Source organism: Enterococcus sp. FR204 (assembly GCF_031143325.1).
Taxonomy (GTDB): Bacteria; Bacillota; Bacilli; order Lactobacillales; family Enterococcaceae; genus Enterococcus_B; species Enterococcus_B faecium.
In genome coordinates this window covers 1-9,617 of sequence record NZ_JAKZIW010000064.1, presented here as the reverse complement: position 1 = coordinate 9,617, position 9,617 = coordinate 1, and the positions used below count along the sequence as shown (strand labels likewise).

At 37.9% G+C, this 9,617-nt stretch carries 8 protein-coding genes; 6 read left to right on the top strand and 2 right to left on the bottom strand.

Annotation, left to right across the window (positions count from 1 at the left end; genetic code table 11):
* Nucleotides 1–153: 153 nt before the first annotated feature.
* The gene (rlmD, locus tag RG571_RS11140; protein WP_002295399.1) at nucleotides 154–1,536 is read right to left on the bottom strand and encodes a 23S rRNA (uracil(1939)-C(5))-methyltransferase RlmD; all 1,383 of its coding nucleotides are present in this window, start codon (nucleotides 1,534–1,536) and stop codon (nucleotides 154–156) included.
* Nucleotides 1,537–1,642: 106 nt separating this feature from the next.
* On the opposite strand from rlmD, the gene recX reads away from it, so the two are divergent.
* The 3 genes from recX to RG571_RS11125 all read left to right on the top strand — a co-directional run bounded on the left by recX (nucleotide 1,643) and on the right by RG571_RS11125 (nucleotide 4,238).
* A complete protein-coding gene (gene recX / locus RG571_RS11135; protein ID WP_002339650.1) occupies nucleotides 1,643–2,440 on the top strand; it encodes a recombination regulator RecX in 798 nt (265 codons plus the stop codon).
* Nucleotides 2,433–3,611 (top strand): A/G-specific adenine glycosylase, encoded by a 1,179-nt coding sequence (gene mutY, locus RG571_RS11130; protein WP_002339651.1) that lies wholly within the window; start codon nucleotides 2,433–2,435, stop codon nucleotides 3,609–3,611. Before recX ends, mutY begins: the two co-directional genes overlap by 8 nt.
* A 93-nt stretch (nucleotides 3,612–3,704) precedes the next feature.
* Complete coding sequence (locus RG571_RS11125; RefSeq protein ID WP_002290817.1) at nucleotides 3,705–4,238, top strand: DUF402 domain-containing protein; 534 nt, start codon at nucleotides 3,705–3,707, stop codon at nucleotides 4,236–4,238.
* Between the two features lie 77 nt (nucleotides 4,239–4,315).
* On the opposite strand, the gene RG571_RS11120 is transcribed toward RG571_RS11125, so the two are convergent.
* Nucleotides 4,316–4,750 carry a GNAT family N-acetyltransferase gene (locus RG571_RS11120; protein ID WP_002290819.1) on the bottom strand — a complete coding sequence of 145 codons (435 nt, stop codon included), beginning with the start codon at nucleotides 4,748–4,750 and terminating at the stop codon, nucleotides 4,316–4,318.
* A 140-nt stretch (nucleotides 4,751–4,890) separates the two neighbouring features.
* Between RG571_RS11120 and RG571_RS11115 the strand changes: the two genes are divergently transcribed.
* The 3 genes from RG571_RS11115 (at nucleotide 4,891) to RG571_RS11105 (ending at nucleotide 9,494) form a co-directional block, all read left to right on the top strand.
* The gene (locus RG571_RS11115) at nucleotides 4,891–6,009 is read left to right on the top strand and encodes an AI-2E family transporter (protein WP_002290821.1); all 1,119 of its coding nucleotides are present in this window, start codon (nucleotides 4,891–4,893) and stop codon (nucleotides 6,007–6,009) included.
* Between the two features lie 127 nt (nucleotides 6,010–6,136).
* Complete coding sequence (locus RG571_RS11110; RefSeq protein WP_258430497.1) at nucleotides 6,137–7,513, top strand: hemolysin family protein; 1,377 nt, start codon at nucleotides 6,137–6,139, stop codon at nucleotides 7,511–7,513.
* A 400-nt stretch (nucleotides 7,514–7,913) separates the two neighbouring features.
* Nucleotides 7,914–9,494: a peptide chain release factor 3 gene (locus RG571_RS11105; RefSeq protein ID WP_002298237.1), complete on the top strand. Its 1,581-nt coding sequence runs from the start codon at nucleotides 7,914–7,916 to the stop codon at nucleotides 9,492–9,494.
* Nucleotides 9,495–9,617 lie beyond the last annotated feature (123 nt).

Sequence of the window (9,617 nt, the reverse complement as noted above, 5' to 3'; positions counted from 1 at the left end):
AAAAACTATGTCACAACCCTTTTTTTAAATAAATAGTGTCCTCCTGTTAACTCTTCGGTCACAAGTACAGTATTCATAAAACATGAAGAGCTATTTTTGTTTGGCTGTTCTTATTACTTGATACAGGGCAGACTTTTTCACAACCTCTTTCATTTAGTCAGCGAGTCTCGTCATCTTCACGACAACTTCACAACGTGCAGTCTGAGGAAACATGTCGACAGACTGTAAATATTCAATCTTGAACTTTTTACTTAAATTAACTAGATCTCTGGCAAGTGTAGAAACATTACAGGAGATATAAACAAGTTTTTTTGGAGGGTATTTCAATAATGATTGGATCAATGCGTTATCCAAACCCGTACGTGGTGGATCTACGATGATACCATCAGGCTGAAAACCTTCATTCAACCATTTAGGCAGAACTTGCTCTGCTGTCCCGACTTCATATCGAGTGTTGTGATATCCTAATCTTTCCGCATTTTTTTTTGCATCAGCGATTGCTTGAGGAACGGTATCCATTCCCCGTACTTCTTTGGCTTGTTTTGCTACACTTAAGCCGATCGTCCCAACTCCGCAATAAGCATCCACGATCGTTTCATTAGGCTGGACATCTAATGCTTTGATTCCTTCGCCATAAAGCAATTCGGTCTGCTGAGGATTGAGTTGAAAGAAGGCACGAGGAGAAAGATCGAAAGTCACTTCATTGATTTGTTCTTCAATGGCTTCTTTTCCCCATAAGTGGATCGTTTCATCCCCCATCACGAGAGACGTTTTTTGTGCCTGGACATTTTGCATGATTGAAACAACTTCGGGCAGTCGTTCATTGATCTCACGGATCATTGCGTTTTTTTGCGGGAATTTTTTACTGCGAGTAATAAAAACAACTTGTAACTCCCCAGTTTTGACACCGATTCTAACCATGATTGTGCGAAAGATTCCACTGTTTGTCCGTTCATCATAGATGGGTGCATCAAATTTATTCAATAGTTGAACAACAGTATTCATTACTTTTTGTGTTCGAGGTTCTTGAACCAAGCAGTCTGTTATAGGGACTAACTGATGAGAGTTTGCTTCGTATAAACCAGCTTCAATTTTTTGAGTCTGCTTATTTTTTCGTAACTGAAATTGTGCTTTGTTTCTATAATGCCAAGGCTCATCCATCCCGATCGTCGGCAAAAGTTGATAAGATCGAAAGCCTGCTGGTTTGAATTTTTCCAATGCTTGCAAAAGCAGATCCTTTTTAAAATCCAATTGAGCTTGATAAGCTAAGTGTTGTAATTGACAGCCACCGCATTCATAGTAAACAGGACATGGTGCCACTACGCGATCTTTGCTTGTTTTTTTGACTTTTATTAATTCTCCTTCTGCATAGCGAGGAGTTGCTTTCGTGATTTTCACTAGTACTTCTTCTTTTGGTAGTGCATATGGAACAAATATGATCAACCGTTTGAAATAACCGATTCCTTCACCATTTATGCCTAAACGCTTGATTTTCAAAGGAACCGTTTGTCCAGTTTTGACAATTGTTTCTGCCATAAGTATCTCCCTTTTTCTTTTTTCTGTGGTTTATTCTAACATATAATACCTGATTACGGGGATTTTCTGTGGTATGATAGAGAATATATGTTCGAGGAGGGTGTTTATGTTAACCGTTACGAGAATCAGTAAAGGCAAAGGCCCTTTCTATCGCGTAGATTTATCTGAAGGAGAAGCTTTACAAGTATCTGAAGATGTATTAGTACGCTATCGATTATTAAAAGGACAGGAATTAGACGAAGAAACTATCCAAGAGATCAAGAAGAGTAGCGGAGCTGATTTCGGTTTTCACCTAGCAATGAATTACTTAAGTTATCAGTTGCGATCGGAAAAAGAAATCCGAACATACTTAAAAGAAAAGGAAATCCTTCAAGAAGATCGAAATAAAATCGTAGCCCGCTTAAAAGAATTGGACCTTGTCGATGATTTGGTCTATGGGGAAAGTTATGTGCGCACGAATATGCGCTTAAGTGACAAAGGACCAAAGAAATTAGCGCAGAAGATGCAGCAAAAAGGTTTGAAACTTGAAATCATTGAACAAGCGCTCAACCAATATACATTTGAAGACCAAGTTCAAAATGCACATCAGACAGCCGAAAAAGCGTTTGGAAAAAATCACGGAAAAAGCCAAAAAGAATTATTGAGAAAAATCCAACAAACATTGATGACGAAAGGCTTTTCTCAAGAAGTGATCCAACAAGCGATGGCTGATCTTCCGCAAGAAGCAGATCAAGAAATAGAATATGATTATTTAGTCAAACAAGGAGATAAACTATGGCGAAGAAATTTAAGGTTTGAACCTAAAAAAAGAAATCTAAAAGTAAAGCAAAGCTTATATCAAAAAGGATTTGATTTGGATATGATCCAGCGATTCATTACGGAAAAGGAAGAGGAAAGTGAATAAAGAATGGGAAAAATGGACAGATAAAGAAAAAAAAGAATTTCAAGACCAGTTCATTCAATGGTATGAACAAGAAAAAAGAAACCTGCCTTGGCGCTATAATCGTGATCCTTATCGTATCTGGATCTCTGAGATCATGCTTCAGCAAACCAGAGTAGACACAGTGATCGATTATTTTTATCGTTTCATGGAATGGTTTCCTACAATTGAAGAGCTAGCAAATGCTCCAGAAGAAAAGCTTTTAAAAGCATGGGAGGGCCTTGGTTATTACTCAAGAGCCCGGAACATCCAAGCTGCTGCTAAACAGATCATGTCAGAATTTGATGGGGAAATGCCGCAAACGCCTGAAGAAATTAACTCATTGAAGGGAATAGGACCATATACGACAGGCGCGATTGCAAGTATCGCATTTGGACTTCCAGAACCCGCAGTTGACGGCAACGTGATGCGAGTAGTCAGCAGATTGTTTTGCATTGAAGCAGACATCGCAAAAGCTTCTAGCAGGAAAATCTTTGATGAAGCGATGCGGAAAATCATTGATGAAAAGCATCCAGGTGAATTCAACCAAGCAATGATGGATCTAGGTTCAGCTATCTGTACACCAACCTCTCCAAAGTGTGAGACTTGCCCGATCCAAGCCTTTTGTTTAGCTAACAAACGAGGAATCCAAACGAGTTTTCCTGTAAAAACAAAAAAAGCAAAGCCAAAAGACGTTTATTATATCAGTGCGGCTCTTCAAAATCATTCTGGAGCGTATTATTTTGAAGAAAGAGATAGCCAAAAATTGCTGGCGAATATGTGGACATTTCCAATGATGGAAGTGACACAAGAGGAGTATGAGCGATTGAAAAAAGAATGGGAAACAAAGCCAGAAATCGATCTGTTTGATGACCTAGTAGCAGAAGAAGAGCAAAATCTCCCATTTGAAAAGCAGGAACTCTTTGTTTGGCAGACACGACATTTAGGAGAAGTTACTCATATTTTTAGTCATCTGAAATGGCATGTTCTCCTTTTTTACGGACGGGCAACCGAGGGAGCAGAACAAGAATTTACCGAGAACAAAACTTCGAAGTGGTTGAAGCCTGATGCATTTGATTCGGTCGTTTTTCCTAAGGTCCAAATGAAACTGGTAGATCAGTTAGAGAAAAATCGAAACAATAGGAATCCTTTCTAGGCAAAGCTCATTTTTATTGATATAATAATTATGATGTCGGTGTAATGAACACCCAAACACAAAGCACAAAATGCTGCTTAAGGAAGGGTTGCTATGGGAGTTCCAAAAGAAGGAGAGTTTGTGACGATCCAAAGTTACAAGCACGACGGCAAATTGCATCGAACGTGGCGAGATACCATGGTATTAAAAACAAGCGAACACTCTATGATCGGCGTGAATGATCACACATTAGTCACTGAATCTGATGGCCGCCGATGGGTAACGCGCGAACCAGCGATTGTTTATTTTCATAAAAAATACTGGTTCAATGTAATAGCAATGATCAGAGAAAAGGGGGTTTCCTATTATTGTAATCTAGCTTCACCTTTTTTGCTGGACGATGAGGCCTTGAAATATATCGACTATGACTTGGATATCAAGGTATTTCCTGACGGCGAGAAACGACTATTGGATGTCGATGAATATGAGATGCACAGCAAAATGATGAATTATCCGAACGATATTGACTTCATCCTAAAAGAAAATGTGAAGATTCTGGTTGACTGGATCAATAATGGAGATGGCCCGTTCTCGGAAGGCTATATTGATATTTGGTATAACCGTTACAAGCAATTGTCGCGTAAGTAAACACAAAAAAGAACAGTAAGCCAGTGAGAGATTTTTCTCAAAAGCTTGCTGTTTTTTGCTTTTTTCGAAATAAATTTTTATAAAGTCTTTTTCATATAAATATGAGGCATGCCAGCATCTTCAAAAGGATCGCCGTAAGCTGTATATCCTAGTTTTTCGTAAAAAGTTTCAGCTGTGGACTGTGCCCCTAATAAAATCGTATTATAGCCTTGATTCTTAGCAAAGTTTTCTGCTTCTTCAATCAATATTTTTCCTAACCCTTGGTGTCTGTATTCAGAAAGAATCGCCATCCGCTGTAATTTCATTTTTCCGTTTTCTAAAGGCAAAAGACGTACAGTTCCTTGCGGTTCTTTTTTATCTGAGTACAGGACGAAGTGGATACAATGGGCTTCATCTTTGTCTATTTCTCGAGACAAAGGCACACCCTGTTCGACTACAAAAACTTGATGCCTGATCCGTACAGCATCTAAGTAAATATTGCTCATTGTATCTTTTGTTTGTACAACTTTCATGGTCTAGCCACCTTCCTTTCGTATAGTATACTGGAAAATAAAACAAATAAAAAGTATGGCAAGTTTTCAAAAATAAAAAAGAATAAAAGAATTTTTAACGAATATAATATATACTAGTAAGAAAGAAAGGAGGAAATCTATTGTTTGAAAAACTTAGACAGTCTAAACTAATGTTTTGGTCGCTTGAATTATTGATCATAGCTGCATTGATCATGATTTCATCAGAAATAAACTTTATTTTCGAACCGATCGGGACATTTTTTTCCACGTTATTTGCACCTGTACTGATTGCAGGCTTTCTTTACTATTTATTGAATCCTATTGTCAAGCTGTTGATGAAAGCAAAAATCAAAAGAATATGGGCTGTCGCAATTGTGCTGCTCCTTTTAGTTGCAGCAATTATTTGGATTTTACTTAGTGTCATCCCAAGTCTAGTACAGCAAATTTCCTCATTGGCATCTAATATGCCTGATTTCATCAAACAGGTAGAAAGCTGGTTAAAAGAGGTAGCCGAATTGCCTTTGTTCAAGGAAGTAGATATCAATAAATATTTTGAGCAATTAGACATTTCTTACGGGACAATCATTCAGCAATTCCTTAGTGGAGTATCCAATAGTTTAGGTTCGATCGTTGGAACGATCGCTTCGGCAACCGTAGTAATCATTACAGCACCATTCATCTTGTTCTATATGTTGAAAGACGGAGAAAAACTAGTGCCAAACATCCAACAGTTTTTCCCAGAAAAAAGAAGAAACCAAATTGTGGAGTTATTGGGGCAACTGAATAAAACATTGGCTAATTACATTAGCGGACAAGCAATCGAATGTTTATTCGTTGGTACCTTCACATTTTTAGGATATATGGTAATTGGTGTGGATTATGCTTTCTTATTTGGAGTCATTGCGGGATTGACAAACCTAATTCCATATTTAGGACCTTATCTAGGACTAGCACCTGCATTTCTAGTAACAGTCTTCAATGATCCGGTAAAAGCATTACTTTGTTGTGTGGTTGTGCTAATCGTCCAACAGTTGGATGGGAATATCATTTATCCTAATGTAATTGGGAAATCACTGAAAATCCATCCATTAACGATCATTATCGTTCTTCTAGTAGCTGGAAATATTGCCGGATTGCTTGGTATCTTCTTAGGTGTTCCTTTTTACGCAATCTGCAAGACGATCATTTCCTATATAATCAAAATCGTCAAAGAAGACAAGCAAAATGAAAACAAGAAGAAAATTGCTACGACCTCGTAGGTAGTTTTAGTACACTTGTTTTTATTGCAAAGAAAATTGCTTTGTGATACCATTTTAACGTGGCTATAGTGCCACGTTTTTTTCTATCGTAAACTAAAAATTAATTTTATAAGGAGAGAATGCGATTATGAATGCTGACCCTGAGAGTCAGTCGCTGTTAGCGCAGATTTTATTATTGATCGTTTTGACATTGATCAATGCTTTTTTAGCAGCTTCCGAAATTGCTGTTGTTTCGATCAATAAGAAGCGAATCGAGCAAAAAGCTGATGAAGGAGATGTGAAATCTCAAAAGCTTTTAAAAATATTGCAGAATCCAAATAATTTCCTATCGACAATCCAAGTAGGAATCACTTTGGTCAACATTTTGTCTGGTGCTTCACTAGCTAATACTTTATCGGAACGGTTAGCTCCGGTATTAGGTGGCGGCACAGCGGCAAAAAATATTGCAAATATCATTGTGCTGGCTATTTTGACCTATGTATCGATTGTTTTTGGAGAATTGTACCCTAAACGTATTGCTTTAAATAAATCAGAAGAAGTCGCAAAGTTCACTTCAGGGCTGATACGCTTGATTGGTGTAGTAGCTAAGCCCTTCGTCTGGCTGCTTTCTGCTTCCACAAGTTTATTGGCGCGTATCACGCCGATGACTTTTGATGATGAAGATTCAAAAATGACCAGAGATGAAATGCGTTATATGCTTGAAAACGAAGGCGTATTGAATAATGAAGAATTAGAAATGCTCCAAGGGGTTTTTTCTCTTGATACGAAAGTTGCCCGAGAAGTCATGGTCCCACGAACGGATGCATTTATGATTGATATCAACGACACTGTGGAAGAAAATGTGAATAAAGTTTTATCCGAAAACTATTCAAGAATCCCTGTTTATAACGAAGACAAAGATAAAGTAGTCGGAATCCTTCATACAAAGAATTTACTAAAAGCTGCCCATAAATTCGGCTTTGATAATTTAGATATCAAGAAAATCATGCAGGAGCCTTTATTTGTTCCTGAAACGGTCTTTATTGATGATCTGTTATATGAAATGAAAAAGACGCAGAATCAGATGGCTATTTTATTAGATGAATATGGCGGCGTCGTTGGGTTAGCAACACTAGAAGACCTTTTAGAAGAAATCGTCGGAGAAATCGATGATGAATCAGATGAAGTTGAGAATCTTTATGAAAAAATCGATGAACACGAATATATCATCCAAGGACGTATGCTGATTGATGAGTTCAATGAAGCTTTTGACAGCGATCTGCATATGAGTGATGTAGATACGATGGCTGGTTATTTGATTACAGCATTAGGCATGATTCCGGATGAAGGCGAAAAGTTATCGTTTGATGTCGATAATATTACGCTGGTTTCTGAAGAAATGGAAGGTTCTCGAATCCTTAAAATCCGTGTCATTTTTCATGATCCGGAAGAAACAGAAGCGGAACCTGAAGAAGAACGAAGATACTTCAGAAAAGAATTCGAAGATGACGAGCCAAGAAGATAATTGGAAACTTGGTTATGAAAGATGTGTTGCTTGAATAAACAAGCAACACGTCTTTTCTTTTAGTCAGCTGACAAAAAAATATTTGACTCTTATGGTTTGGTGGCTTTTTCATTCGCTGAATCCATGCTATACTGATTCAGTTGTAGTAGTTGACAAAGGTTGTGAAAAAGCTATCCTGCATTAAGTAATAAGAGCAGCCAAGCAAAAACAGCTTTTCGTATTTTTGGCTTGGGTGGGCTTATTGCTGATAGGCTGTCTCTAGAACGCCGTTTACTCGGAAAAAGAGACTGCTACACGGCTTTTGTCACAGCCCTATATGAAATTGTCTTTCTTTAAGAGATCGGACAATCTGTGCCTAGAGAAAATATAAATAATTGAATGGAAGAAATGGAGTTAGGTTATGAATAATCCAGAATTAAAGCAACAAGTGGACAATCGCAGAACTTTTGCGATCATTTCCCATCCGGATGCTGGGAAAACAACGATTACAGAACAATTACTATTGTTTGGTGGGGCTATCCGTCAAGCTGGGACCGTAAAAGGCAAAAAAACAGGTAATTTTGCCAAATCAGACTGGATGGAAATCGAGAAACAACGTGGGATTTCTGTTACTAGTTCTGTTATGCAGTTTGATTATCAAGGGAAACGAGTAAATATCTTGGATACACCAGGACATGAAGATTTTTCTGAAGATACTTATCGTACTTTGATGGCCGTGGATAGTGCGGTCATGGTAATCGATAGTGCAAAAGGGATCGAAGCACAGACAAAGAAATTATTCCAAGTTGTAAAAAAACGTGGCATCCCGATATTTACTTTTATCAACAAACTAGATCGTGATGGTCGTGAACCATTGGAATTGTTAGAAGAATTAGAAGAGCTATTAGATATCGAATCTTATCCGATGAATTGGCCAATCGGTATGGGTAAAGGGCTAGAAGGTCTTTATGATATCTACCATAATCGTGTAGAGTTTTATCGTCCGGAAAATTATCAGGATGAACGATTAGTAGAATTGGATGAAGATGGACTGCTTCCCGAAAATCATCCTCTAACTGAAAATTCCTTATATGAACAAGTCTTAGAAGAAGTAGAACTAATCAAAGAGGCTGGAGATGCATTTAATCAAGAAAAAATTGCTCGTGGCGATCAGACACCAGTATTTTTTGGTTCTGCATTGACTAACTTCGGTGTACAGACTTTTTTAGAGACTTTCGTTGAATTGGCACCAGCTCCTTATGGACACAAAACACAAGATGATCAGATGGTAAGTCCTTATGAGGAAGAATTTTCAGGTTTCGTATTCAAGATCCAAGCAAATATGAATCCAGCCCATCGTGACCGAATCGCTTTTGTCCGAATCTGTTCTGGAACATTCGAACGAGGAATGGATGTCTGGTTGGAACGTACAAATAAAAAACTGAAATTAAGCAATGTCACACAATTTATGGCAGATTCGAGAGAAAACGTCGAAAAAGCAGTAGCAGGCGATATCATCGGTGTATATGATACAGGTAATTATCAGATTGGGGATACATTGTTCGAAGGAAAACTAAAAGTTGCTTATGAAGAACTCCCTTCATTTACTCCAGAGCTGTTTATGAAAGTGACTGCAAAAAATGTCATGAAACAAAAATCCTTCCACAAAGGAATCTATCAATTAGTTCAAGAAGGAGCGATTCAGCTTTATAAAACATATCTAACGGAAGAATATATCATTGGAGCTGTTGGTCAGCTACAATTTGAAGTATTCCAATATCGTATGTTAAATGAGTATAACGCCGAAGTAATCATGTCTCCAATGGGACACAAAATCGCTCGCTGGATCGATCCAGAAGATTTGGATGAGAAGATGAGTTCAAGTCGCAATATCTTGGCTCGTGACCGTTTCGACCAACCATTGTTCTTATTCGAGAACCAATTTGCAGAACGCTGGTTTGCGGATAAATATCCTAATGTAAAATTAAAAAGTCTGATGTAAAGAAGTATTGACACAAGCTGCCCTGCATCAAGTAATAAGAATAGCCAAACAAAAACAGCCTCTCATATTTTGTTTAGAGCCGTGACGGATTTTCCGTGACGGCTCTTTTTACTATATTAAAAT